26 protein-coding genes are annotated in these 25,378 nt (G+C 69.1%); 15 read left to right on the forward strand and 11 right to left on the reverse strand.

The genetic code is table 11. The features are described 5' to 3' along the window. Nucleotides 1–51: 51 nt before the first annotated feature. The 3 genes from Q0L11_RS20235 to Q0L11_RS20245 all read left to right on the forward strand — a co-directional run bounded on the left by Q0L11_RS20235 (nt 52) and on the right by Q0L11_RS20245 (nt 3,910). Complete coding sequence (locus Q0L11_RS20235; RefSeq protein WP_296599664.1) at nt 52–1,527, forward strand: aldehyde dehydrogenase family protein; 1,476 nt, start codon at nt 52–54, stop codon at nt 1,525–1,527. Continuing rightward, entirely contained in the window at nt 1,524–2,882 is a 1,359-nt protein-coding gene (locus tag Q0L11_RS20240) for an MFS transporter (RefSeq protein ID WP_296599665.1), read from the forward strand. The genes Q0L11_RS20235 and Q0L11_RS20240 overlap by 4 nt, the downstream gene beginning before the upstream one ends. Nucleotides 2,883–2,953: 71 nt before the next feature. Further along, entirely contained in the window at nt 2,954–3,910 is a 957-nt protein-coding gene (locus Q0L11_RS20245) for a LysR substrate-binding domain-containing protein (protein WP_296599666.1), read from the forward strand. A 113-nt stretch (nt 3,911–4,023) separates the two neighbouring features. On the opposite strand, the gene Q0L11_RS20250 is transcribed toward Q0L11_RS20245, so the two are convergent. Further along, entirely contained in the window at nt 4,024–6,450 is a 2,427-nt protein-coding gene (locus Q0L11_RS20250; protein ID WP_296599667.1) for a TonB-dependent receptor, read from the reverse strand. A 187-nt stretch (nt 6,451–6,637) separates the two neighbouring features. Continuing rightward, nucleotides 6,638–8,329, reverse strand: coding sequence for a tetratricopeptide repeat-containing sulfotransferase family protein (locus Q0L11_RS20255; RefSeq protein WP_296599670.1), 1,692 nt, complete (start codon nt 8,327–8,329; stop codon nt 6,638–6,640). A 503-nt stretch (nt 8,330–8,832) separates the two neighbouring features. Here Q0L11_RS20255 and Q0L11_RS20260 point away from each other — a divergent pair. After that, a complete protein-coding gene (locus Q0L11_RS20260) occupies nt 8,833–9,279 on the forward strand; it encodes a carboxymuconolactone decarboxylase family protein (RefSeq protein ID WP_296599671.1) in 447 nt (148 codons plus the stop codon). Nucleotides 9,280–9,382: 103 nt separating this feature from the next. Here Q0L11_RS20260 and Q0L11_RS20265 read toward each other — a convergent pair whose 3' ends face one another. After that, a complete protein-coding gene (locus tag Q0L11_RS20265) occupies nt 9,383–10,231 on the reverse strand; it encodes a winged helix-turn-helix domain-containing protein (RefSeq protein ID WP_296599673.1) in 849 nt (282 codons plus the stop codon). A 592-nt stretch (nt 10,232–10,823) separates the two neighbouring features. On the opposite strand from Q0L11_RS20265, the gene Q0L11_RS20270 reads away from it, so the two are divergent. The 6 genes from Q0L11_RS20270 to Q0L11_RS20295 all read left to right on the forward strand — a co-directional run bounded on the left by Q0L11_RS20270 (nt 10,824) and on the right by Q0L11_RS20295 (nt 16,413). Further along, nucleotides 10,824–11,405: a RadC family protein gene (locus tag Q0L11_RS20270; protein WP_296599675.1), complete on the forward strand. Its 582-nt coding sequence runs from the start codon at nt 10,824–10,826 to the stop codon at nt 11,403–11,405. Continuing rightward, entirely contained in the window at nt 11,402–12,286 is an 885-nt protein-coding gene (locus Q0L11_RS20275; RefSeq protein WP_296599676.1) for a toprim domain-containing protein, read from the forward strand. Before Q0L11_RS20270 ends, Q0L11_RS20275 begins: the two co-directional genes overlap by 4 nt. Before the next feature lie 60 nt (nt 12,287–12,346). Continuing rightward, nucleotides 12,347–12,754, forward strand: a complete 408-nt coding sequence (locus Q0L11_RS20280) for a DUF2958 domain-containing protein (RefSeq protein WP_296599678.1) — start codon at nt 12,347–12,349, stop codon at nt 12,752–12,754. A 154-nt stretch (nt 12,755–12,908) separates the two neighbouring features. Further along, nucleotides 12,909–14,690 (forward strand): ParB/RepB/Spo0J family partition protein, encoded by a 1,782-nt coding sequence (locus tag Q0L11_RS20285; protein WP_296599679.1) that lies wholly within the window; start codon nt 12,909–12,911, stop codon nt 14,688–14,690. A 126-nt stretch (nt 14,691–14,816) separates the two neighbouring features. Next, complete coding sequence (locus Q0L11_RS20290) at nt 14,817–15,317, forward strand: GcrA family cell cycle regulator (RefSeq protein WP_296599680.1); 501 nt, start codon at nt 14,817–14,819, stop codon at nt 15,315–15,317. Between the two features lie 163 nt (nt 15,318–15,480). Further along, the gene (locus Q0L11_RS20295) at nt 15,481–16,413 is read left to right on the forward strand and encodes a DUF2493 domain-containing protein (protein ID WP_296599681.1); all 933 of its coding nucleotides are present in this window, start codon (nt 15,481–15,483) and stop codon (nt 16,411–16,413) included. Nucleotides 16,414–16,484: 71 nt separating this feature from the next. Here Q0L11_RS20295 and Q0L11_RS20300 read toward each other — a convergent pair whose 3' ends face one another. The 6 genes from Q0L11_RS20300 to Q0L11_RS20325 form a co-directional block, all read right to left on the reverse strand. Then, on the reverse strand, nt 16,485–17,027 hold the full coding sequence (locus tag Q0L11_RS20300) for a hypothetical protein (protein WP_296599682.1): 543 nt from the start codon (nt 17,025–17,027) through the stop codon (nt 16,485–16,487). Between the two features lie 5 nt (nt 17,028–17,032). Continuing rightward, a complete protein-coding gene (locus Q0L11_RS20305) occupies nt 17,033–17,995 on the reverse strand; it encodes a hypothetical protein (protein ID WP_296599683.1) in 963 nt (320 codons plus the stop codon). Nucleotides 17,996–18,352: 357 nt separating this feature from the next. Beyond that, on the reverse strand, nt 18,353–18,733 hold the full coding sequence (locus Q0L11_RS20310) for a helix-turn-helix transcriptional regulator (RefSeq protein WP_296599684.1): 381 nt from the start codon (nt 18,731–18,733) through the stop codon (nt 18,353–18,355). Nucleotides 18,734–18,804: 71 nt separating this feature from the next. Then, nucleotides 18,805–19,269, reverse strand: a complete 465-nt coding sequence (locus Q0L11_RS20315) for a hypothetical protein (RefSeq protein WP_296599685.1) — start codon at nt 19,267–19,269, stop codon at nt 18,805–18,807. Nucleotides 19,270–19,285: 16 nt separating this feature from the next. Beyond that, nucleotides 19,286–19,711: a hypothetical protein gene (locus Q0L11_RS20320; RefSeq protein ID WP_296599686.1), complete on the reverse strand. Its 426-nt coding sequence runs from the start codon at nt 19,709–19,711 to the stop codon at nt 19,286–19,288. Nucleotides 19,712–19,739: 28 nt separating this feature from the next. Further along, nucleotides 19,740–20,141, reverse strand: coding sequence for a hypothetical protein (locus tag Q0L11_RS20325; protein WP_296599687.1), 402 nt, complete (start codon nt 20,139–20,141; stop codon nt 19,740–19,742). Nucleotides 20,142–20,271: 130 nt separating this feature from the next. Between Q0L11_RS20325 and Q0L11_RS20330 the strand changes: the two genes are divergently transcribed. The 5 genes from Q0L11_RS20330 (at nt 20,272) to Q0L11_RS20350 (ending at nt 23,419) form a co-directional block, all read left to right on the forward strand. Next, on the forward strand, nt 20,272–20,502 hold the full coding sequence (locus Q0L11_RS20330; RefSeq protein WP_296599688.1) for a helix-turn-helix transcriptional regulator: 231 nt from the start codon (nt 20,272–20,274) through the stop codon (nt 20,500–20,502). Nucleotides 20,503–21,013: 511 nt separating this feature from the next. Continuing rightward, nucleotides 21,014–21,328: a DUF736 domain-containing protein gene (locus tag Q0L11_RS20335; RefSeq protein ID WP_111274218.1), complete on the forward strand. Its 315-nt coding sequence runs from the start codon at nt 21,014–21,016 to the stop codon at nt 21,326–21,328. A 219-nt stretch (nt 21,329–21,547) separates the two neighbouring features. After that, entirely contained in the window at nt 21,548–21,928 is a 381-nt protein-coding gene (locus Q0L11_RS20340; protein WP_296599690.1) for a type II toxin-antitoxin system PrlF family antitoxin, read from the forward strand. Nucleotides 21,929–21,930: 2 nt separating this feature from the next. Next, nucleotides 21,931–22,398, forward strand: coding sequence for a type II toxin-antitoxin system YhaV family toxin (locus Q0L11_RS20345; protein WP_296599692.1), 468 nt, complete (start codon nt 21,931–21,933; stop codon nt 22,396–22,398). Nucleotides 22,399–22,531: 133 nt separating this feature from the next. After that, a complete protein-coding gene (locus tag Q0L11_RS20350) occupies nt 22,532–23,419 on the forward strand; it encodes a hypothetical protein (protein WP_296599693.1) in 888 nt (295 codons plus the stop codon). 113 nt (nt 23,420–23,532) lie between these two features. Here the strand turns inward: Q0L11_RS20350 and Q0L11_RS20355 are convergent, their stop codons facing one another. Both Q0L11_RS20355 and Q0L11_RS20360 read right to left on the reverse strand, forming a co-directional pair. Continuing rightward, nucleotides 23,533–25,128 (reverse strand): type IV secretory system conjugative DNA transfer family protein, encoded by a 1,596-nt coding sequence (locus Q0L11_RS20355; RefSeq protein WP_296599694.1) that lies wholly within the window; start codon nt 25,126–25,128, stop codon nt 23,533–23,535. Beyond that, nucleotides 25,125–25,343, reverse strand: coding sequence for a conjugal transfer protein TraD (locus Q0L11_RS20360; RefSeq protein WP_296599695.1), 219 nt, complete (start codon nt 25,341–25,343; stop codon nt 25,125–25,127). Before Q0L11_RS20360 ends, Q0L11_RS20355 begins: the two co-directional genes overlap by 4 nt. Between the last annotated feature and the right edge of the window lie 35 nt (nt 25,344–25,378).

Below are 25,378 nucleotides of genomic sequence, written 5' to 3' on the forward strand. Positions count from 1 at the left end.
TGGGAGCGAAGGTCTCCGCAGAGGGACGCAGGGCGCCTGGGGGAGAGACGTATGCTTCGCGAACGCGCGCTGGATTGGGCGAACCAGCCCCTTGGGCTGTTCATCGACGGGTCCTGGCGGCCGACCGCCGAGCGCCGGCCCTGCTTGGATCCGGCCCGGGGCGAGGTCGTCGCCCAGGCCGCGCAAGCGTCGGCGGCCGACGTGGACGCCGCCGTGGAGGCGGCGCGCCGGGCCTTCCGTAGCGGACCCTGGCGGGAGATGACCCGCGCAGCCCGCGCCGAGCGGCTGCGGCGGGCCGCCGAGGTGATCCGCGAGCACGCGGAGGACCTGGCGGCGATCATCGCCCTGGAGAACGGCAAGACCTTCGTCGAGGCGCGGGACGACGACATGCCCGACACCGCAGGCGTGCTCGACTACTACGCGGGCTGGATCGACAAGCTCTACGGCGAGACCGCGCCGGTCGCCGCCGGCTTCCTGAACTACATCGTCCACGAGCCAGTGGGGGTCTGCGGCTTGATCGTGCCGTGGAACTTCCCGCTGCTGCTGGCCATGTGGAAGATCGCCCCGGCCCTGGCCATGGGCAACACGGTGGTGGTCAAGCCCTCCGAGGAGACCCCGCTGTCGCTGATCCGTTGCGTGGAGCTGTGGGCGGCGGCCGAGATCTTTCCGGCGGGCGTGGTCAATATCGTCACCGGGGACGGCGCGGTCGGGGCCGCCCTGTCCGGCCATCCCGACGTGGACAAGCTGTCGTTCACCGGCAGCACGGCGACCGGGCGGAAGATCGTGCAGGCGGCCGGCGCCTCGAACCTCAAGACGGTGACGCTCGAGCTCGGCGGGAAGGCGCCGGTGGTCCTGTTCGAGGACACGCCGGACGTGGACGCGGCGGTCGCCCGCTGCGTGCAGGTGCATTTCTCCCAGAAGGGGGAGAAATGCACCGAGCCGACTCGCCTGCTGATCCAGGACGGTCTCTACGACCGGTTTGCGGCCGCCGTGGTCGAGAGCGTCCAGGCGATCCGTCTCGGCGATCCGTTCGATCCGGCGACCACCCAGGGCGCCCAGTGCGGAGCGGCCCAGCACCGCAAGATCATGGGGTACATCGAGGGTGGACGCGCGGCGGGCGCGAAGCTGCTGGCCGGTGGTCGCGCGGCGTCGCCGCCAGGGTCGCCGGACGGGTTCTTCGTCGAGCCGACGGTGTTCGGAGAGGTGTCCAAAGAACTGGCCATCGCTCGGGAGGAGATCTTCGGGCCAGTGCTGGTGCTGCAGCGGTTCGCCTCGGAGACCGAGGCGGTGGAGATGGCCAACGACACTCCCTACGGCCTCGCCGCGGGCGTCTACACCGCCGATCTGTCACGCGCCCACCGCGTCGCGGCCGCGCTCGACGCCGGTCAGGTCTTCGTCAACCGCTACGGCTGCTATGACTTCGCCTCGCCGTTCGGGGGCTTCAAGCAAAGCGGCTGGGGCAAGGAGATGGGCCCCCACGCCCTGGAAGCCTATACGCGCCGCAAGTCCGTATGGGTCGCGCTGTGAGAGGGGACGAGGAGGTCCTGCCGGAGACGGTGGCGGGCGCCGAAGTCCGCGCCGATCGCGACGGTCCCAGGCGCTGGTACGTGCTCGGCGTCATGCTTCTCGTCTATGCGATCAACATCGCCGACCGCTATGTGGTGTCCACCGTGCTGGAGCCGATCCGGCTGGAACTGCACCTCTCCGACGCGGCGGTTGGGCTGCTTACCGGGGCGGCTCTGGCGCTATTCTACGTGACCGTGAGCCTGCCGGTCTCGGCCCTGGCGGACAGGGGAAACCGCCGCAACATCGTGGCCGTGTCGCTGCTGCTGTGGTCGGCGATGACCGTGGCCTGCGGCTTCGTGCGGAACTTCTGGCAGCTGCTGGTCGCCCGGATCGGGGTGGGGGTGGGGGAGTCCGGCGCGACACCCGCCTCCACCGCGCTGATCGGCGACCGTTTCCGGCCCGCCGAGCGACCCATGGCCATGACGGTGTTCACGCTCGGCGCGCCCCTGGGAGCCTGGCTGGGCTCGGACCTGGCCGGCCGGGTGGCGGATGCCCATGGGTGGCGCGGCGCCTTCCTCGCGCTCGGCGCACCTGGTCTGGTCCTGGGTCTGGTGGTGTTCCTGACCGTGCGCGAACCCCGCCGCGCGGCCCTTGACCCCGAGGCGCCGGCGCAGGCCGAGTCGATCCCACTTCGCCGCACGCTAGCGCGCATCTGGCGCAACCGGGCGGTCATGCACCTGATGGCCGCCGGCGCGCTCAGCGCCCTGTGGGGCTGGGGATTGATCTGGTGGGCGCCCGCCTATTTCGTGCGGGCCTTCGGCCTGACGGTGGGACAGGTCGGCGCCTCGCTGGGCGCCGCCCACCTTGTCGCTGGAGCCGGGGTGACGCTGCTCGCCAGCTGGGCGATGGGCCTGCGCGTGTTCCGAGCGTCCCGCAACATCCTCTGGACCCTGGCCGCGCTGACCGCCATCAGCACCGTTCCGTCGATCCTGATGCTCTTCGCCCGCACACCCGTCGGCGCGCTGGCGATGATCTGGGCGTTCCTTCCGGCCATCTATTTCTACATTGGCCCCTCGATCGGCCTGCTGCAGAACTGGGTCCCCCCGGCTATGCGGGCGCAGACCACGGCGATCAGCGTGCTGATGGGCAATGTCACAAACCTCGTGGTCGCGCCGGTGGCTGTGGGTGTCCTTAGCGACGCCTTCGCCGGCGTGAGCGGCGCCTCCGCAAGCTCCCTGAGGTGGGCGATGGCTGTGCTGGCGCTGACCGGGTTCTGGGCGGCCTGGCACTACTGGGCCGCGGCGCGCGCGCTGCGGACGGACGGGACCCCGGGCGATGGCGGCCGCCCATCAGTTGACCGAGACGCGGCGCAATGACGGGTTCCCACGAGCGGACGAGGCACGCCAATATGGCTTCCACGTCGTCGCGTGTGGGGAGGGCCGCTCCGTTGATCAATCGCAGATGGCTGCCGCTCAACGCGCTTCGCGCCTTCGACGCGGTGGGCCAGCACCTGAGCTTCACCGCCGGCGCCCAGGCGCTCGGCGTCTCGCAAAGTGCGCTCAGCCGCCATGTGATCGGCCTGGAGGAACTGCTCGGTCGGCAACTCCTGGAGCGGCGTCCGCACCGGATCGCGCTCACCGAAGCCGGTGAGGCACTGCTGCCGGTGGTGCAGAAGTCCTTCGACCGGCTCGAGCAGGTGCTCAACACGATCCGTCACGGGACCCGGATCAGCCGGACGCTGCGCATCTACATGCCGCCGTCGCTGCTGAACCATCTTGCGATCCCGTTGCTGCGGGAGTTCCGGGCGGAGTTCCCGGATATCCTGATCGACGTCTCCTCGAGCAACGCCACCGGCCTGCCGTCCCATGACCTGGACATGGCGGTGGTCTACGACCGCCCGAACGTCGATGACCGCGTCACCGACCTGCTCTGGATGGTGCGCGTCACCCCGGTATGCGCTCCGGAGATCGCCCGGCAGCATGCCGGCAAGCCGCTCGGCCGGTTCCTCGCCGACAACGAGCTCCTGCATGTGCGCCTGGAGGGCGAGCCCCGGGGGCTGCTGTGGGCGGGATTCGCCGGTCAGTGCGGGCTCGACCTGGACACCGACCGCGGGCTGGCTTTCGACACGGTGATCTCGGCCGTGCAGTTCGCCCGTTCGGGGGCCGGGGTCGCTCTCGCGGACCGCGAGATGTTCGCCGCCGACCTGGCCTCGGGCGAGCTCGTCGCGCCCTTCGAGACGTCCTGCGAGAACGGCTTCGGCTACTACCTCAAGTTCCACGCGGAGGACCTCACCGATCCGGTGGTCGCGGCCTTCCGCAGCTGGATCATTGCGCGTTTCAGCGGGGATGCAGGTCGCTGGATGAGCGACGCCGCCGGGCGGCCGGCGCCCAGCAACGCCGCCTGACCCCCCAGCTCTCCCCGGCAATGCGAAGGGCGGCGGAGCTAAGGCTCCGCCGCCCCTTTTGGGTCGCGTCCGATCCGGGAGGCGCGCCGAAGGGCGCCGCCCACACGCCCGCGCTAGAAGCGGGCCTTGATCCGCGCGCCGATCGTGCGCGGCCGGGCCAGGGTCACGCGGTCGCCCGCCTGGTAGATCTTGTAGTAGGTCGCGCGGCTGACGTCGGTGACCTTCACGTCGTTGGTGAGGTTCGTCCCGAACAGGCCGAACTCATAGCGATCCCAGTCGTAGGCGAGTGAGAGGCTGAGGTCCTTGGCGGCCGGAATGACGGCGTAGCGCGCATTCGGGCCGTTGGGGGTCAGCACGCCGCTCACGATGGTGGTGGCGTATTCGCTGAAGGTCGTCTGTTCCTTGCCGCGGTAGTTGAAGGCCGCCATCAGGTGGAGCATGCCGTCGCCCAGATTGCGGTCGTAGAAGAGCGCGGTGGTGAAGATCCACTTGGGGAAGTAGGGCGTGCGGTCACCGTCGAAGGCGCCGACCGTGGGGATGTCCCCGTTGGCCTTGGCGTCGTTGAAGGACAGGCTGCCACGGAAGGTGAAGTCCTGCGTCAGCTTCACGGTGGACTCCACCTCGAAGCCCTTGCTCGTGATCGAGCCCTTGTTGTCGGTGAAGAAGTAGGAGCAGTTCAGGCCGAGACGGGTCTGAACATCCTGCCAGTCAATGTAGTAGACCGCCGCGTCCAAAGCGATCCGTCCGTCCGCGAAACGCCCCTTCTGGCCGATGGAATAATTCCAGAGGTGGTCGGGTCCGAAGGTCAGCGGCGCGGACGTGTAGCCGTAGTTGGCGAGGTCGCGCGTGCATTGCCCCGCGACGCCGGCCGTGCCGAGCGGAACCGGCTGGTTGGCGCCCCCGTAGCGGAAGCCCTTCGCCGCTTCGGCGTAGACCATCACGTCCGGGTTGATCTGGTAGGAGACGTTGAAGCGCGGGTTGAAACCGTCGGCCTTCTGCTTGGCGTTGAGGGTCAGGGGAACGTGGTCGACCACGCCGTAGACCCCGCTCGAGAAGAGGTAATACTTCTCGTGGAAATCGAACCAGCGGACGCCGGCCGTGACATCGAGCTTGTCCGTAACGTGCCACGTGCCGTCGGCGTAGAGCGCGAACTGGTGTTCGTCGATGTTCTGCAGGCCGGAGAAGATGTCATCCGGATTGAAGGCATGGTCGACGGTTTGCGAGTTGTAGCGGCCGTCCGGGGTGTTGAACGGACCATAGAAATAGTTCTCGTAGGAGAGCCGGTCGAAGCCGGGGACCGGGATGTCCTGCCAGAGCCGGCGGCTCTGGCGCTCGTAGAAGGCGCCGGCCGTCCACCGCACGGGACCGTCGTCGTGGGAGACCACCCGGACTTCCTGCATGAAGTCGTGGATCCGGTTGGTGATCTGGAACATCTCGGGCGGGATGCTGTTGGTGATCGCCTGGTCGTACTGGGCCGGCTGCTTGAAGAGCGGATAGGCGCTGGGCCCGACCGGTAGGCCGCTTCCGTAGTCCTGGAAGAAGTAGCCGATTTGCGGCTCGGGGCTCGAGTTGAAGCCCACGTGGCGGGTCGTATACGACGTCGTGGAGATCACATCCGCGCGCCCCAGGTTATAGGCGATGTTCAGCGAATAGAGCTGCAGGCGGTCGTTGGTGCCTTCCGGAGAATTCGTGGAGATCGTGTAGTCGGCCAGCCCACTGAGGCCCTGATTGAGGCCGTAGGCCCGGCTATGCTCGAAGGTGCCGCTTAGATCGACGGTGAGCTGATCGTTGGGGGTCCAGCGCAGAGCGATCCGGCCCTGTTCGGTGCGCGCCAGGTTGGCGTCGTCCTTGTTGCGGGCGCCGATGTTGTCGATGTAGCCGCCCAACTCGCTCTTGTAGACTGCGCCACGCAACGCCACGGTCTCGCTCAGCGGCAGGTTGATCATGCCGCGCAGGCTATAGCTCGGGTCGCCGTGCTGCGTGGTGGAGCCTGTCGCCTCGACCGAACCGAACATGTTGCTGACGCTCGGCTTGGCGGTGACGTAGCGGATCGTGCCGGCCATGGAGCTCGCCCCGAAGAGCGTGCCCTGCGGGCCGCGCAGGACTTCCACCCGCTCGAGATCGAAGACCTTCAGGTCCGGGGTCTGGCCCTGGACGGAGATCGGCGTGTCGTCGACATAGACAGCGACAAGCGAGCGATCCGAGGTGTCGGACGTAGCGTAGCGACCGGTCGAGAGGCCGCGCATATCGAACTTCTGGTAGCCGGGGGCGGTCTCGGTGATCGACAGGGAGGGGGCCACTTTCGCCAGGTCCGTAAGGCTGATCTGGCCGGCGCGGTCGAGCAGTGTGGGATTGATGGCTGAAATCGCCATCGGAACCTTCTGCAGCGCTTCCGCCGCGCCCCGGTTGGCGGTGACGACCACCTCTTCCACCTGGGCGGGCGCGGCCGACTCGGCTGCCGCGGCGGCATGCGCCGCCAGGACGCTCAGACTTGCGGCTGACAGGAGCGCATGGCTCAGCGAGGCGCGGTGATGGCGCATGGAATTCCCCCCTCGTCTTGCGACGTCGTTTTCTTTCGGTGTTCGTCAGGCCGGGGACGCGGGAATCCACCGCCCCGGTCCTAGCGACCTAATGACGGAATGTCCGCGGAACCTCGTCCCGATTGAAGCGACTTATCTGGATGCGGCCATCCAAAAAAGGCATCCACGCCTCAGCTCCGTCGGAGGTTCAGCAGCGGTCGAGAGCGTCCCGCAGCGGGGCCAGCCAAGGCTCGAAGCGTCGCCAGTCTTCGAGACCCCCACCGTCCAGTGGTCGGCGCACCTGTTCGGAGCTCGCGGTGCGAACGGGCCGGTTGGCCTCGTGGGGTCGGAGGCAGGCGTCCTCGAACGGTAGTCCGCAGTACGCCAGGAGGCGTCGGATTTCCAACTCCGGGCGGGTGACGAGATCCTCGTAGGCGATCCGGTGGATGCGTCCCGGCAGAACGGTGTCGAAATGCGCCGTGAGGCGCTCGTAGTCCCGATAGTAACTCGCGAACCAGCCGAGATCCGCGCTGTAAGCTTGCCCGCCCGCGAAGTTTTGCCGGAACGCCGACAGGGCGCAGGCCATGGGATCGCGCCGGACGTCGATGATCCGTGCCTCCGGCAGGATGAGGTGGATGAACCCGGCGTGCAGGACATTGCCCGGGAACTTGTCGGTGAACAGGAGGCGCCCGAGCCGCCGGTGCAGGCTGGTGCGGTTCAGATATCCCTCCCCAATGGATGTGAACGCGTCCGCCGGCAGCCCTGCAAGGCTGGCGGGATAGCCTTCTTCACAGGCGCTCGACCTCGCATGCGCCTGCGCCGCCAGGATCCGTACGTCGGGGAGTTCTGCGGTCCCCTCCACCTGGGAATGGCAGGCGAGGATCTGTTCCACCAGCGTCGAACCGGAACGCGGCAGGCCGACGATGAAGATTGGTCCAGCTTGGCGTGTCCCGGCGTCGGCCCTGGCGCTGAAGAAGGCTTCGGTCATGGTCGCGACCGTTGCGTCCACGAAGGCGCTGTGGGCGGCCGGATCGAAAGGATGGCGGCCCCGGCGCAGCGTGTTGCCAGCTTCATAGTGACTGAAGGCGGCGGCGAAATCGCCGGCGTCTTCCAGGGCCTTCCCCAGGGCGAAGTGCAGATCCACACGTTCCGACGGGTTGGTGCGCGGATCGGCGATAAGCTCGTGCATCCGCTGCAGATCAACTTCGTCGAACGCCACCACCTTGAGATTGGCGATCGCCCAGTAGCCGGCCCCTGCGCCGGACAACCCCGCTGCGTTCTGACGATAGGCGGTCAGGGCCTCGGCCTGACGGCCGAGCGTCTTGAGCACATGCCCCCGCGCGAGCGTGAGGTCCGGCTCGCCAGGCATCAGGTCAAGAAGGCGATCGTAGAGTTCCAGCGCCGCTTCGTAGTCTCCGGTCTGGGCCTTCAGCGCGGCGTCCAGGCGCAACACGTCGAAGCCGCTACTGCGGGTCCGCAGGATCGCGACCTCGCGGACCGCCTCAGGAAACTTCTCCTGTGCATGGAGCGCGACGGCGTAGGTGAGTCGGAGCGCGTCGAAAGCTGGCGACGCGGCGAGAGCTTCCGCCAGCCGCTTTTCCGCCTCGCTCGCCAGCCCCCAGCCCACGGCGCAGTCGGCCAGGGCCTTGAACATGATCGGATCGGCGGGGGCGAACCCGGCGGCGGCCAACGCCCGGGGTGCGTCCGGCTCGCCGCCGAAAAAGCTCTCCAGCAGCCGGCGCGGTACGGACGGCGGGACGATATCGCGGGGCGGCGCCTTGCCCTCCATCAGGCCCTGCTGGTCGCGAAGCGCCAGGCGTGCGAGCCCGGCGGCCGGATTCAAGGCGACGGCGCGCTGCAGGTGCTCGATGGCCTGCCGCGATTGGCCGAGAGCCGCCAAGGCGGCTCCGTATTCGAACTGTGGTCCCCACACCGCAGGGGCGCGCACGACGACGCTTTTCAGCCGCTCGGCCGCCTGCGCTGCATCTCCGATCCGCCGAAGCCCGGCGCCGGCCAGAAGAGCGGCTTCCAGGCTCTCGGGCGCGAGACGCAGGGCGTGGTGCGCCCGGCTCACCGCTTCACCGGGGTCGGTGGCGAGGAGCCCTCGTCCTTGCGAGATCAGGGCGGCCAGCCGCGATTTCGAAGGCGTTTGGGCGGGCACGACGAGTCCTGGTCTTGCGGACCATGGTCCGCTTGGACGCAACCTCTACCACCCTTGGCGATCTCGGCCAGCCAAGCTGGCGATCCAACGGGCCGGAAGGCGAGCGCAGGTCTGCCTCCGGGCGGGGTTCGTCGGTCCGCTTTTGGCGCGACGCGGCCCTTTGCCGACGCGCCCGCAGCGTTCGATGTCACAGCCAGGATCGGCCGCGCGTCTTGGGATCAAAGCCTATGTCAGGAGATCCCATGCCGCGCTTGAACTGGTCCAATGTCGCCCCAGAGGGCGCCAAGGCGCTCTATGGTGTCCACCACTACGTGGTGAACCGCACTAGCCTCCCAGCGGAGCTGATTCACCTCGTGTTCCTTCGCGTGTCGCAGATCAACGGCTGCGCCCACTGCATCGATCTGCACAGCCGCGATCTGCGTAAGACCATGTCGGTCGACAAGATCGCGCTTGTGCCCGTCTGGGACGAAGTCGGGCAGCTCTTCTCCGAGATGGAGCGGGCCGCGCTCGCCTGGGCGGAGGAAGTGACCCGCGTGAGCGAAACGCATGCCTCGGACGAGGCCTACGCCGCGGCGTCAGCGGCTTTCGAACCGAAGGATCTCGTCGACCTCACGATCGCGATTGCTGCGATGAACGCCTTTAACCGGTTGGGCGCGCCGTTTCGAGTACCGGTCGCCGCGAGCGCCTGAGGCGTCTCGCGTTGTGGCGTGGTCGAGCGGGGAGGCACCGCCGAAGGTCCGATCACCCGCCCGATCCCGATGCCCGCTCCTGGCGCATGGCGGGCGTCCGTACTCATCCGCGCCGCATAGCCGTTAGGGCACCGACTTCAGACAGACCGGCGAACAACTGAAAGAGATCGTCTTCGTTGCGCGCCTCGCAGGCCTGAAGCCAAGCTGCATCGGCGGGGCAGACTACGCGGCCTGGCCGCTCCCGCGTGCAGACCCCGTCCGAGACGAGTCGGCCGAGCCGTCGGGCGACCACGCTCGGCGATAGACCTGCTACGGCCGCGAGCTGGGAGGGCGAGCGCATCCTGCCATCGCTTCGCAGCAACTCGAGGACAAGCAGCGCGTCCACATAGTCACCGATCGGCGCAGCCACCGAACCGAGCAGCCGCAACACGTACCTAGCCCCGTGCGCAGCCGCCGAACGGACGGGCGGCCCCGTCAGACCCTCGTCGCCGGGGGGCAGCTGGATCGTGTCTAAGAAGCCGAGGCCCTGGAGTTGACGTTCCGTCCTGCGCAACAGCTCGTAGACCTCCTCCACCACGCGCAGGCGATGGCTCGCCTCCACCTGCTGCTCGGTGATCAGCATGCCTGCCGGCGGCGTGCGGCACTTGTCCCGGGCCTCAAGCCCCTGCACCCGCTTGCGTACGAGGGAGACCGGGAGACGGACGCCCTGAGCGAGGATCTCGATGCTGATGGGCTGGCGCAGGTCGTCTGGGGCGATGGGGTTGCGGCCGCCGAACCGCGTGCGGAGTTCTCGGCTATAGACGATGCCGTCCACGTTTGCGCGGGTGACGGCGAGCAGGACGAGCGCATCGATCGCATCATGGTCGCCGCGCCAAGCCCTGAAGAAATCCAGCGCGAGCTCGCAGCCTATGCGCAGGAGTTCCGAGGACCTTGCAGAGCGGCCACGTCCCATCGGCCCAGTACACCATTGTTCCAGCACACAGATGAAGTCACTGGGTACTCGATTCAGGTCGAGCTTGTTGTCGTAAGGCCGACGTCAAAAGATCCGCTACGCGCAGCGCGGGAGACACCCTGCCGCTGCGCTTCTCACAATCCCATTGATCCCCGGAGCTCGTTGCACTAGGCGCCAATGGCGCAGCTTCAAGTACGTTCGACGAACAACGTTCTGAGCTCGCAGGCGATCCTGAGATCCGCTTCCGGGCACGGTCGCGTTGTTCGACCCCGTGACGAAGAAGTCGTTCACCCGCACGCACGAGAACACGGCCGAAGCCGCGCACTTCCTGATCCGTGGCAGGAAGAGCAGCTCGTCGCGCAGAAGAGCAAGAAGGTGGCCTGAGGCTTCGGTCCGGCGGCTGAGGCCGGTTGAGTCCGTCCAGGGTGGCGTGGGCCGCGTTGCGGGAGGCGAAGCGAGGGCGTGTCCGGGCGGTCCCGATGTGGGGCCGTCACTGGGAGCGCCCGCTATGTCCTGTCTTCTGCCCGTCGTTGTGGGCGCCGCGTCGGCGCCGGAACTTTCCCGAAGGTTGTCCGCGTCCGGCCCGGAAGGCTTGGACGACGCTGAGGCGCTGCAGCTGGCGAGCGGGGCCTCGCCGGAGCAGGTCCGGGCGCTCCTCGACGAGTTCGGGTCGCTGCCGCAGGTGCTGGCCGCGTCTCCCGCAGCGCTGCGCCGGTTCGTGCGGCCCGGGGCGGCGGGTCGCCTGGCGCTGGCGCGCGACCTTGCGCGGCGGCTGCTGCGGGGGCCGCTCCGTGAGCGGCCCGTGCTCAGCAGCTGGTCGGCGCTGACGGATTATCTCCGGGCCGGCCTCGCCGGCCGGTCGCGCGAACGGTTCCACGTCCTCTACCTCGACAAGAAGAACCGGCTGATCCGCGACGAGATCGAGGGCGAAGGCACGGTGGACCACGCGCCGGTCTATCCGCGGGAGATCCTGCGTCGGGCGCTCGAGCTCGACGCCAGCGCGCTGATCCTGGCCCATAACCACCCGGCCGGGGATCCGACGCCATCGAGCGCCGACGTCGAGATGACGCGGCAGGTCGTCGAGGCGGCGCGGGCGCTCCGGATCAGCGTGCACGACCACGTCGTGGTCGGCGGCGAGAGCGTCGCCAGCTTCCGCGCCCTGGGGTTGCTGTGAGCCGCGGCGGCCTGGCGGCGATCGTGCGGGCGCTGGGCGGCGACCTGTACGCAGATGGTGGCCGCGCCAATGTGCCTGGTCCGGGACACAGCGCCGCCGACCGGTCGGTGTCGCTGATGCTGAGCGACGGCCGGGTGATCGCACACAGCTTCGCAGGCGATGACTGGCGCGCCGTGCTCGAGGATCTCTCCGAACGCGGCTTGGTCGACCGCAACGGCCGCCTCCTGGGCGCCGGCGTCGCGTCCGCCGCATCCGGCCCCTCGGCGCGGGCGCGCCGGGCGATTGCGTGGGGTCTGTGGGCGGAGGGCCGTCCGATCACGGGGACCCTGTCGGAGATCCATCTGCTGCGCCGCGGCGTGGCGAGCTCTTCGACGGCGCTCCGGCATCACCCGGCCGTGCCCGCGGCCGTCTATGCGGCGCGCGGGCTTCGTCGACCCGCGCTGCTGGCGGCGATCACGGCGCCGGCGGGCGAGGTGACTGGCGTGGAGGTGACGTACCTCGCGCCGAATGGCGAGCGGGCGCGCATGAGCTTGGCGCGGAAGACCATCGGCGTGCGCGCGCCGGGCGCAGCCGTCCGGCTGGACCCGCCGGCCCCGCGGATGGTCGTGGGGGAGGGGGTGGCCACCTGCCTGAGCGCCGCGGCGCGCTTCGGCCTGCCGGCCTGGGCGCTGCTGTCGACTGGCAACCTGCGCGCCTGGCGGCCGCCGCCGGGGGTCGCGTTCGTGGTCATCGCCGCGGATCGCGGGCGCGACGGCGAGCGATCGGCCCTGGTCCTGGCCGCGGCGCTGCGGGCCTCGGGGGTACGTGGGGCGGTCCGCTGGCCGCCGGCGCCGTTCGGGGACTGGAACGAGGCGTGGGTGACGATCCGGGAGGGGAAGTGAGGTCGCGCGGGGCGGGCGCGGCGGACGGGTGGTCCGGGCCGCCGGCCCGGAGTCCCCGCCATGAATCCCAACACGTCCGATGACACCGGCCTGGTCCTGATCCCCGACGACCTGCGCCCGACGCTGATCGCCAACGGCCTGCGTGACGGCGACCACGTCCCGGTCCTGAAGCTGTTCAATCCGGCCGGGCCCGGGACCTGGCTGATCACCGAGCTCGGCGACGACGGCGACACCCTGTTCGGGCTCTGCGACCTCGACATGGGCTTCCCGGAGCTGGGCTCCGTCAGCCTGTCGGAGATCACTTCGGTGAAGCTGCCGTTCGGGCTGACCATCGAGCGCGAGGTCAGCTTCGAAGGCCGTGTGCCCATCTCGCGGTGGATGGAGCTCGCGCGGGCGACCGGCTCGATCCGCGCCGCCGAGGCTATGGTCCACGAGCTGCGCGCGATCAACGGGACCGAGGCGTCCTGACAGTGAATTCGCCGGGCGCGTCCCGGCGATCCGCGGTCCGGCGCCGCCGGCCGTGGCCCGCGCCATCCCGGCGCAAGAGCCCTCGCCGTTGTCCCGCGTGAACCGCGTGGGTGGCGAGGGCCGACTCACACCCCTGACCCCCAGGAGTCCGACCATGAGACTGGCCTTTGCCGATCCCCGCAACCTGCGCCTTTCGCCGCTCAACATGCACCACGGGCGTCCCGACCCGGACGTCTCCGACATCCTGCCTTCGGTGCGCCGCCGCGGCGTGCTGCTGGCCCTGCTGGTGCTCGAGACCACGGCGGACGGCGTGGTGGTCCCGGACCACTTCGACGTGGTCGCGGGCCGGCGCCGCTGGACGGCGGCGCTCGCCGCCCTCGCTGAGGGCGTGGAGCTCGACCCGGTGCCGATCGCCATCCTCGAGCCGGGCGATGACGCGGCGGCCATCGAGGCGTCCCTGATCGAGAACCTGAACCGCCTGCCGCCGGACGAGGTGGCGTGCTGGGAGACCTTCGCGCGCCTGATCAAGGCCGGCCGCACCGTCGAGGCGATCGCCGCCACCTTCGGGATGTCCGAGGTGGTGGTGAAGCGGACCCTGGCGCTGGGGGCGCTGCTGCCGCGGATCCGTGCCCTCTACCGCAGGGAGGCGATCGACGTGGCGACGGTGCGGTGCCTGACCTTGGCCAGCAAGGCGCAGCAGAAGGCGTGGCTGTCGCTGTTCGACGATCCGGAGCAGCGGGCCCCTGTGGGTGCCCAGCTCAAGGCCTGGCTGTTCGGCGGGGCGTCGATCCCGACGAAGCACGCGCTGTTCGCCCTGGACGACTACCCCGGGCAGGTGGTCGCTGATCTGTTTGGCGAGGACAGCTACTTCGCCGATCCGGACCTCTTCTGGGCGCACCAGAACGCGGCGATCGCCGCTCGCGTCGAGGCGCTGCAGGCGGCCGGCTGGAGCGAGGTGGTTGTGCTGGACGTCGGCGACCGCTTCGCCACCTGGACGCACGAGCAGGTGGGCAAGCGCGCCGGCGGCAAGGTGTTCGTGGAGGTGAGCGGGCGGGGGGAGGTGACGGTGCACGAGGGCTGGCTGACGACCAAGGAGGCCCGCAAGGTCCGCGCGGCGGCCGATCGCGCCGCGCGGGGCGAGGCCGACGTGGCGACGCCCGCCGTAGTGCGGGCCGAGGTGACCAACGCCCAGGAGACCTACATCGACCTGCACCGCCTGGCCGCGGTCCGGGTCGCCCTGGCCGAGGCGCCGGGGGTGGCGCTCCGTCTGCTGGTGGCGCACGCGCTGGTCGGGTCCGCGCATTGGCGCGTCGAGGCGGACGGGCGGCATGGCGATGCGGCGCTGTCGGCCAGCCTCGCGACGAACACCGCCACGGGCGCGTTCGCCGAGCGCCGGCAGGCTGTGGCGCGGAGCCTGGGTCTCGATCCCGACCGGCGCAGCGTGGTCGGCCAACGACCGGAGCGCGGGGTCAGCGGCGCCTTCGTGCGGCTGCTGGCCATGCCGGACGACGAGGTGCTGGGCGTCGCCGCGGTGGTGATTGCCGAGACCCTGGCGGCCGGCAGCGCGGAGGTGGAGGCGGCCGGCGCCTGGCTCAAGGTCGAGATGGGGCGGTTCTGGAGGCCGGACGAGGCTTTCTTCGACCTGATCCGTGACCGGGAAGCGGTCAACGCCATGCTGCGGGAGGTGGGCGGCAAGAAGGTCGCCGACGGCAACCTCACCGAGCGCGTGAAGACCCAGAAGGCGATCATCCGCGACCACCTGGAGGGCGCCAACGACCGGCCGAAGGTCGAAGCCTGGACGCCGCGCTGGATGGCCTTCCCACCCACCGCCTACACCAAGCGGCCGTTCGCGCCGGCGGCGCGGGCCAGGTCGGTGGCGCCGCTGCTGCGGCGGGTGCGGCCGCCCGGCGATCCCGCGGCGATCGCCGCCGAGTAACCTGGGCCAAAGCGGCGAGGCCTCCGCGTCCGCGCGGGGGCTTTGTCGTGCTGGCGTCCGGGAGGCGGAGGCAGGGCCGCGGCGGGCGATCCGGCCCGTGGTGGGCTGGCGGTGGAGAGCCCTCCCATGACCGCTTCCTCTCGCGCTCCCGTATCGTCCGGGGGCTGGACCGACGACGCCGTCGAGACCCTGCTCCGGCTCTGGCGCACGGGCGACCTCAGCGCCGCGATGATCGCGCGCCGGCTCGGCGTCACCCGCAACGCCGTACTCGGCAAGATCCATCGGCTGGGGTTGTCGCAGCCCCGGCGTCCGCGACCGCCCGCGATCGCGCCGCCACCGCGGCCGCCGAAGGCCAAGCCGATCGCATCGGCTCGCCGGGCGCCTGCCTTGGCGCAGGTTCGGATGTCACCGCAGCCGACCGCCGAGATCGGTCGGGGTCTGGTCACGCGGCTGGAAGACCTGCCGACGAGGGCCTGCCACTGGCCGCTCGGCGATCCGCAGGCGGCGGACTTCGCGTTCTGCGGCCGGCGGGCCGAGACGGGGCCTTACTGCCCGGGGCATGCGGGCATGGCCTACCGCGGCCGGGGCGTCGCCGTGGCGGAGCTGGCGCGGCTGCTGCGGCGCTGAGCGGGGCTCTTCGGGACGGCCGAAGCGGAGGGTCGCGACGGAGCGCCACCGCGGCCCGTCACCGGCAAGGGTGCGCTGGCGCCGCCTCACGGCGCCCTGGCCCGCGCCGGCCCGCGGCGGCCGGAGGTCGCGAGCTTCGGCTCGTGACCCCAAGGAGCCCCCTATGCGCACCGCACCTTCCTTCTTCAACACCGCCGACCTCGACGGCTTCGACGCCCGGACCGCCGCCCTGCAGGATCCCAGGCCCCATCCCACCGAGCCGCAGCTCGTCCAGCTCGGCCGCAGCCTGATGACCGAGGTCCTGGACATGATCCTGGCGGGCGCGCTCGAGGATCACGCATCCACCATCTGCGAGACCCTGATCGGCGGGCTGCATGTGGGCGTGCAGCGGCTGGAGCGCGACGCGGACCGCGAGCGCGAGGCGCTGGCCAACCTGTTGCACGACTTCGACGGCTCGGAGGTGGCCGACGTCGACCTGCAGGAGGTCAAGACGCGGGCCGACGCGCTGGACGTGGCCGCGGCCGCGCTGGAGTTCGTGCGCGATGCGGCGGCGGAGACCTACGCCTCGGCGACAGGCGAGGTCTGGAGCCCGTGGCGCGGGAGCGTGCGAGGCGGCGCGACGAGTGCGGCGCAGATCGATGCGCAGTCGGCGCTGCGGTCGCGGGAGGCGCGGCGGCGTTCGCAGACCGATCCGGGCGACGCCGTGGTGGCGTTCCGGGCCTCGCCGCGGAGCGATGCGCCGGAAGATGCGCGGCGCATCTTCGACGCCTTGAACTGGGCGCGCGGCGAGTGGCCCGACATGAGCCTGGCGCTGACCGACGCCAAGGGCGGCGAGCGGCTGGCCAAACGCTGGGCGCAGCAGAAGGGTGTGCGCCTCGTGCTCGCCAAGCCGGACTTCGCCCGCTTCGGGCGGGCGGCCCCGTTCCGCGCCAACGACCAGATGCTGGCGCTGCGGCCCGTCTGCGTCCTGGTGCTGCCGGATAGCCTGGGCCCTGCGGCCGCGGCAGGAGCGCCGCCGTTCGGGCCGGCAATGAACCTGGCCGAAGAGGCGCGTCGCCGGGGCCTGCGCTGCGTGCGGATCGCCTCTCGCCCTTAAGCTGATACGCTAAACCCGCATTCAAGGTGACAGGCCCTTGCGAAGGGCTCAGCCTCGCCTGACGAGTCGCGCTATCGGCAATGCTCCTTCAGGGTCGCCGTAACCCGTGTCTGGCAGTCCACCGCCGCCGCTAGAACTAGCATCCCCGACTTCTCGCTGTTGTAACCCTTGAGAATGTCCATCTGCTGAGTTTCTGCGAACCAGTGCTTGCCGACGATCATTGGAAGGTAGGGAGCGTTGACGCGCATTTGCTCCGCCATGATGCGACCATACGCATCGATGTCATCGAACATCATGGTCCAGAGAAGCTGCTCACCCTTCGGGCTTAGGTCGTCGAACAGAAGCGCAATCTGCGTGAATATCGCCTTCCGCCAAACCTGCATGAATTCCTGGGGGCTTGGCTTGGTTACGCCGTTAGTCTGTATGTAGACATCGGCGGAGAACCAAGCTGCTGCCGCATAGTAGCGAACGATCTTCGCGGCTGTGGCGGGATTCCGCTTTAGCCAAGCGAGGTCCTCTTCGTCGCTCGCGCCAGACTTGTAGGCATCCACGACGGCCTGCGTCAGCAGTCCCGCGACCTTCTCTGCCGTGATCTTAGACCCAAACAGCGCCACTGCCGCTAATCCGTCAGCTTCGCCACGTCGGGCAACGTCGCTCGGATTGTAGCCTTAAGCTCCGCCGCTGCCTTGGGCAGATTGGCCGGGTCCCAGATGATCGTCACCAGGTGGTTGGTATCAAAGTGCGTCTTCTCCTTGTCCCAAACTGCCTTCTTGCAGGTGTAGATCACGGGCTTGCCTAGCCCTTCGGCGAACCCGCCCTCCCAATACGCGCCGGGATTTCGGTGGGTCAGGTCCGCGAGCATGAGACGGCTGGTCCGGATCGCCACGCGCATCTGATCGTCAATGCATCCAGCGCCCTGGTCGTCGGTCAGGAGCTTGAGCGTAAAGCCCGTCTCCGCGACGGCAGGCTTGAAGCAGGACGCGACGGCAGCGTTGAGCTCGGTGTCCCCGAACTGCATAGCCATGAAGGCCACGCGAGACGTCACTTCCTCGCGCATTAGGTCTTCGTATCGCTCCCAACCCGCCCAGGTGAGGCGATAGACGTGCCGCCCGCCGCTCGGCTGTGCGATCACCCAGCGCTTGAGCTGGTCCTGATTGAGCAGCCACTTCAGCCCAACGGCCGGATCCCTCTCTGAGATGGTGGTTCCCAGCCACGCGCACATCAGGAGATCATCAACCGGCACTTGGTGCGCCGCTGTCGGTAGCTGTTGGCCGACATAGAGGATCAGATCGTCAACCTGCTGCATCGGGCGCGGCAGCGGATCATTGAGCCCCCAGGCAGGAAGATCGTCTATCGGAACGCCGACATGCATCCCCTCGCGCCCCATGCGGCGCACCTTGTGGCTGAGGTTCGTCCGCGCCAGTTCCTGATTGGCGTAGCCGGATAGCGCCTCTTGATAGCTCCGCTGCGTCTTCTTAGGAGCAAGGAACTGCCAGCGCCCGCAGCGCGGACAATCCTTCACGTGCGCCACGGGATCGGGCTCGCTGGTAAGGGCCGTGCCGCAGATCGTGCAATCAGTCATCTCGGGCCTAGCGAATAGGTTACGGTCAAGCCACTATCGTTCTTGGTATGTTCGGAAACAAGTGGCTGGGAAGCCGTGAACCACTCTGCTCCCCAAGGTCAGCCACACGGGCAGGAGATTCACCTAAGCCACGGATTTTTATTATACCCCTGCACTTGTTCAAGCTGTGCATTCCGTAGGGACGAGAGTCCCCTCCACAGCACGATCCCAACGACCGTAACTGGAGCCGAGCAGCGCCTCAGTGTTGTACCGGGGACGCTACTGTCCCGTCTTCCCGCAAAGGCGAACTCTTAGCGATCACCCGGGTCTGGCCTCTCGCGCGCAATGGGGTCAGCGGGCCGCGCGGCCGCGCTGCGCTTAGCGCGCCGGCGGGAGCGTCCCGAGGAATCCGATCAGGGCCGACTGCTGCGCGCGTGGCAGCCGGCCATAGGTCTTCAGCAGCTCCAGCGCGCCGGGCGCGCCCAGCAGGTCGGCGAGCTCGTCCGTGAGGCCGCTTGCGGCGGCGTCGGTCCCGAACAGCTCGGACACGGGGACCTGCAGGAAGGCGGCGATTTCGGCCAGCTTCGAGGCGCTGACCCGGTTGGCGCCGCGCTCGTACTTCTGGATCTGCTGGAAGGTGAGGCCGACCGCTTCGGCGAGCGCCTGCTGGCTTTCGCCGCGCGCCTTGCGGGTCAGGCGGATGCGGGCGCCGACGGCCATGTCGACCGGGTGGCGTTGGGTTTCGGGCTTCAGGGGCATGGTCTCATATCGGATTGGGCGCGCCGCGTGCGCAAGAGGGCGGCCGACGGCGTAGCCGTTGTGGGCGAGGTTCACCAGAGGGCCTTGAGGTCGCGGACGGCGGTATGGAGCAGGCCGTAGATGACCGGGAAGTCCTGCACGAACAGCTCGGCCATCACGACCTCGAACTTCAGCAGCACGCCGTCGCGCGTGGTCGCCGTGGACAGGGGCAGGCTGGGGGCGAGTGCCTCGCGTTCGGCGTGCAGCTCCTCGAGTCGTGCGTCGATGGCCCGCAGGGGCGCGGCCTGGGGGCCCGCCGTCAGGGCGGCGCCCGCGGGCGAGGGGGCCTGGACCCGCATCAGCTCGGCCTCGATGTCGCCCCAGCGTTCCAGGAGCCGCATCGTCTCGGCCTTGTTCGCCAGCCATGTCCGGCAGAGGGCGACGGTGTCGGCGCCGGCCCGAGCGGGGAGGCCGGGCGCCGCGAGCCCGGCGGCCGGGGCGCCGAGCACGGCCCGCCGCGACAGGCGGGGTGGGCGGGTGTCGCGATCGTCGGTCATGTCGCGTCCTCCGGCGTCAGCCATCGCGGTCACGGACGAGGGTCAGATAGGCCTCGGCGGCGGCCAGAGCGCACCGCGGGTCCGGCAGGGGCCACGACAGGAGCGCCGGGTAGCGGAAGGCCTGGGCGTGGTGCGGACGGCTGAGCTGGCGGATGACGCCGCCGACCGCTGGGGCGCCGGGGACCTCGAAGCCGGCGTCCGACAGCGTCACGCGCCAGGCCCAGTCGAGGTCGTGGCCCAGCCACATCAGGCGCTCGTCGTCCCAGCCCGCGCGAGCGGCGACACTCTTCAGGGCGAGCTCCATCCCGTGACCCAGGAGGCCGTAGAAGGGCAGCCGCACTTGTTCGAAATCGGGCGCAGCCAGAACGCCGCGCGCCGCCGAGACATAGGCCTCGCCCAGCCTGAGGTAGCGGGCCGCCCGGTTGTGGACTTGTGGCGTCATCGCCGGTCTCGCGTCATGGGGCCGCCGCTCAGCGCGGCGTGTAGATGCGCCAGGGGCCGGCGCAGTGCTGGCGAATGAAGTCGCCGACGTGATCCAGGGCGACCCGTTCGTCGTGGTCGCCGTTGTTCTGCAGGATCCAGCGGAGGTAGCCGAACTTGGCCCGGATCGCCGGCTCCTCGGTCGACGGCGCGAGCAGGATCAGCCGGTCCAGCTCGTCCACGCGCCGGAAGAGCCGGTCGCGGGGACCTTCAGGGTCTTCCGGCAGGCTCCAGGCGAGATCCATGGCGGCGTAGGCCTCGGCGACCCAACGGTCGAAGGGGTGGGGCAGCGCGCTGACGTCCGGAGCGAGCAGGAGCGGCGCGGCCGAGGCGCCGGCGAGAACCCCGCGACGGTTCAGGTTGAAAGGCGCTTTCCTGGACTCACGCGTCATCATACGTCTCCTCTACCTGAACCCGCGCAACGCGGGCCCCGGGACGTGAGGCCGATAGTCGGTACGTTGTGCGCATTATTGATGTCATTGAGCTCGATAGTCAACGCCATGAGCGCGTTTTGAGCGCCCCATGCTGACGCCGATGCAAGTCAAGCTCGGCCGGACGGCGGTTGGCCTGGGCCTGCGCGACCTCGCCAAGGCCGCCGGGGTCGCGCCGTCGACCATCACCCGGTTCGAGAACGGCCGCGGCGGCATGCACAGCGGGACGATGGACCGCGTGCAGCAGGTACTCGAGGACGCCGGCGTCATCTTCATCCGCGCGGACGCCGAGGGCGGGGCCGGGGTCCGGCTGAAGCTGTAGGCCAGACCGGGCAGAACCTCCCACACCGCGGGCCGCTGGGATCGAGGGGCGGATGACACCGGGGCGGCGGCAAGGACCTGTTGCGGGCGGGTGACGGCGCGGGCCCTTCCGGCGCCGTGCCCGGGGGTGGCTCGGCGAAGACGGCAAGTCCTGCGATCGTGCTCATGCCGCGGGGTGCGCTGGGGCAGACGTCGTGCGACGGCGCGTTCGGCCGTGGCGGGCCATCGGCGCTTCTGGAGACCGTTGGGCGCGGGGTGGGGCTCCGGGTTGTAGGCTCGACCTGCGCGGCCTCTCGTTGGCGCAAGGGGTTCAAGGGCCGGCGCGCGGCGCAACGGCGTCCGGCGGCTTTCTTCCCCTGGGCTGACGCCCATTCCTCGCGGCCCAAGAAAGCCGCCGGTCGCCGTCCTCCGCTGACGCTGCGGGCCTTCGGCTGCGCCGCCCACCGGCCCTCGACTCCAGGTCCGCCATCGAGGCCGCGGCAGGCGCGGTCCGAGACCCAAGGAGACTTCCCATGGCGACCATCGGCACCTTCATGAAGAGCGGCGACGGCAGCTACAACGGCTCGATCCGGACCCTCAGCCTCAACGTCAAGCAGGCCCAGCTGAAGCCCGTCAGCAAGGAAAGCGAGAACGCCCCCGACTTCCGCATCTTCGCCGCCGGCACCGAGTTCGGGGCGGCCTGGAAGAAAACCAGCCGAGAGAACCGCGACTACCTGTCGGTCAAGCTCGACGATCCCAGCTTCCCGGCCCCGATCTACGCCAACCTGGTTGACGCAGAGGAAGGCTACAGCCTGGTCTGGTCCCGCAACACCCGTCCGGCGAACTGACGCCTCAGGCGGCGGCGCTTCCGGGCGCCGCCGCCGACCTCCCGAGCCGGGGGCCGTGGCCAGCGACCCGGGTGCGAGGCGCCGGGCGGCGACGGATTGTCGATACGTATTGGTGTACGTATATTGGGGCGCGGGGTTCGCCAGCCCGGAGCCGGAGAGCACATGTCCACCAGGCCTACGCAGCGGTCCACGTCCCGTGGGAGCGCGACCGGTCGTTTCGTGGCTCGCGCGCCGGCGGCGGGCGGGTTGGAAGGCCGCGCCTACAAGGGCAAGGTCACCACGACCGGGAGCTCCAAGGCGGTGCGCCTGGGCAAGCAGTTCTTCGCCGACCACCCCGAGTTCGAGGTCAGCGCGGAGGTGATGGTCCGCTCGGTGTCCCCCGGCTACGTGCTAATGGCCGTCGAGGCGCCGAAATCGACCGGCCGGAAGGCCGATGAGCTCGACCCCGTTGTGGGCGCCTTCCTGTCGTTCATGGAGGCCGACCTGAAGGCCAATCCGCACAAGGTCCAGCCGCTCGACCTGTCCCGCGTGGCGGCGCTGGTCGAGGGCGTCACGCCGCTCCGCGACGATGAGGATCTGCCCGCCGACTTCACGCTCTGACGATGGGGGAGGGCGCGGCGCCGGTTCGAAACGGCTGGACCCTGCTGGCCGCCGAGGAGTTCAATCGCCAGCTCGCGAGCCTCGCCTCCGACGTCGAGGCGCTGCGGGCCGCCGATCCGAACGGCTGGCAGAAACACCCGAAGGCCAAGTTCCTGGCGCGGGTGGTCGACATCCTGCTGAACGAGGTTCCGGCCGATCCGGCGCACAATGCGTTTCGGCAGGGCGCGACCTTGGGGGACAGCTACAAGCACTGGTTTCGGGTCAAGTTCCTGAGCCGGTTTCGCCTGTTCTTCCGCTGGGACGGCAAGGCGAAGGTGATCATCTACTGCTGGCTGAATGACGAGACGACGCTGCGTAAGGCCGGGTCGAAGACCGACCGTTATGCGGTCTTCACCCGCCGGCTGGAGAGTGGCGACCCGCCAGACAGCTGGGCGGATCTGATCGAGCCCGCAAAACCGTTGAAGGCCTGAAGGCGCCACGTCGCAAATGTCAGCGTGGAAAGGGTAAGTCTTCTCACGCAGTTGACGACCGACGGACCTCTGCGTTTTCAACCCGCACTCCCCGTGCTCAACTGCATTCTCGATCAGAACGATGGGGGCAGATATGCTGTGGCAGCTTGAGATGGCCGACTGCGCAAGGGCAGCGGCAGGATATTGGAGGAGCCGCGAGGAAGCAGCGTTCCAGCAGGACGTGACACATCGGCTCGACATGATCGCGGAAATGATCAACAGCGTTCTCGCGTCGATCGAAGCGTTGAAGCCTTTTATCGTGAATGCGCTGCGCGCAGAGGTGATCGAGATTTACAAGGACGAGATCAACGCAGCTCGCAAATCGTTGGAGGTAGTCGCTGCCGGCATCGATGGTAGACCGACCGCACTTCAAATCGCTGAACTGACTGATATTGCAGGAAAGTTACTGCCTGGAGTTTTCAAGCTGATCGGGCGAGATAAGCATTATCAAGCCTATCCAGTTCTAAACACGGGTGTAATCGCGTATATGCGATTTCTTGTGGTCGTAGGTGCCAATGACGCAACTGCGAGGGCTTTCGCTAAGGCCGTTCTCCCCTACTACAATGGAGCTTTAGACGCGAAGGCCGAAGATTCCTGGATCTACGCCCTCAGTGATGCCAATTCACACTTAGCCGCCACGACCAAGCTATGGAACGACCACGTCGATAGGTGGTGGCAGGTATTCTCTATTGGAAATCCGGAATACATGCGAGTTCAGGGAACGTTCGATGCTAGCAACGCCGACAATCCCGAGAGGGCCAATCAGGGAACTGTGCCCGCACCAGTGGTAACCGGCTTCTTTCCGTTCATTCCACAGGGGGCGATGGAGCACGAGCTCGGGTGGCAGCAGCAGTGGTTCATTGCTCAGTGGGGCGTTTGGCGCGCGGACGCAAAGGCGTGGGAAGCGAAGATCGATGAACTCAAGCCGCAGGTCGCGTGCCTAGACGAAATGCGCAAGCTATTGGACGAGATGTCCGCTTAGGGGCGGAGGGCCGCACTCGAATGAGGTCCAGAAGCGGACGCCAATTTGGCCGCGGGTGGATCATGCGACGGGCGGCGAGTGGACGGCGGTCAGCCGATCACCACCGGTACTGCTCATCTGTCGAACAAGCCAGCGAACTCCCGATCTGCGTAGTGGCGGACCTTGCCGGCGAGCAGCGGGTCGCGGCCTGGGCGCAGCACCAGCATCATGTGGTCGGGGAGCCGGATGACTTCGTCGGGCGTCAGCAGGTCGCGACGAACCCGCTGCTCGCTCCAGGACTCGCCATCGCCCGACGAGCTCGAGCCGCCCTTCAGCGACGTGGTCGAGCCGGAGTTCATCGAGGTGCCGTGGGCGATGAAGGTCGCGGTGGTGACGCCGAGCGTGCGCGAGACCCACTGGGCGGTGTCGATGTCCGCGACGTTGAACACCTGGGTGACGGCGGCGTTGGCGAGGAAGGTGCCGTGTCGCTCGCCGTACAGCGCCTTCAGCTGATGCAGATCCTGCAGGATAGCCCACAGCTGCACGCCGTACCCGGCCATCAGGCCGTAGGCCTGGGCGAGCGGCTCCAGCCGCCCCAGCGTCGCGAACTCGTCCAGCAGGAAGAGGACAGGTGAGGGCTGCGCGCCGGCGCGCGTGGGACCGCGGGCCAGGCTGTGCAGGGCCTGGGCGACGAGCAGCCTCAGCCAGCGGGCGTGCGTGCCGAGCCGCTCCGGCGGCAGCACCAGGAAGACGCTGGCGCGCTGGTCGCGCAGGTCCTCGAAGGCAAAGTCCGCGCGCGCCAGGCTGTCGGTGATCCGGCGGCTGTCGAGGAAGTGCGTGTGGCGCTGCGCGGCCGAGAGCACGCCGGTGGCTTCCCGATCCGCCTTGCCGAGATGGCGGTTGGCGGCGCGGGCCACGAGGCCGTCAGCCGCCGGGCTGGCCTGCATGGCCATGAGGGTGGCGGCGAAGCGCGCGGGGGCGGCCGTCAGCAGATCACGCACCGCCGCCAGCGTCGCGCCCTCCGGGGGCGGGTGCGTGACGACGTGCATGATCACGCCGGCGATCAGCGCCTTGGCTTCCTCGTTCCAGTGCGCCTCGCTCACCTGCTCCGGCGGATCGTAGACCAGCGCTTCGGCGATCAGCGCGGCGTCTTCGGCCAGGTCGAGGCCGAACGGGTCCAGGGCGGCGAGGGGATTGTAGCTCGCCGTCGGCTGTCCCGACGCTTCGAAGGGATCGAGCACATGCACGGGCCCGAAGCGCGCCCGCGAGCGGGCCGCGATGCGGGCGTTCTCGCCTTTCGGATCGACGCAGAGGATCGCGCTGTCGGACGTGAGCAGATTGGGAAGGACGACGCCGACGCCCTTGCCCGATCGGGTCGGCGCGAAGGTCAGCAGATGGCCGGGCCCATCGTAACGCATCAGCCAGCCGCCGGCGGCGCGGCCGATGATCAGGCCGTCCGGCCCGCCGAGCGCGCCGCGGGCGCGGCGCTCGTCGGCGAATTGCGCGCTGCCGTGGGTCGTCACCGGGCCCGTGGGGCCGTAGCGCCCCAGCCAAAGCAGGTAGCCCCAGGCCCCGCCCGCGAGCGTCGCCGTCAGGGGGATCACCCATTCGACGAGGAGGTCAGGGAGGCCGAAGTGATCGCGCACGATCAGGAAGGGCGCGTTCGCGATGACATTGCCCCAGAAGGCGCCCGCCAGGGTCGGCCAGATGGCGCCGAGGGCGAGTCTCATCCGGCGTCTTCCGCTTCGCTGGCGAAGGCGCGCTGGCCGCGGCGTCGCCACAGCAGCTTCGCACCCTCACCATCCGGCGCCCGCAGCCGGTCGGCGAGCTCCAGGAAGGCGCCGTAAAGCGCGGCGCGATCGTCCTGCGCGAGATCGACGAGGCCGGCCTTGGCGACCAGGCCGCCGAGCTCGATCAGCTGATGGGTGCGTTCACGGCGCTGCACGACCCAGGCCCTCGTGTCCGACCTTGCCTGCGCCG

The sequence above is a fragment of the Phenylobacterium sp. genome, assembly GCF_024508875.1.
Lineage (GTDB): Bacteria > Pseudomonadota > Alphaproteobacteria > Caulobacterales > Caulobacteraceae > Phenylobacterium.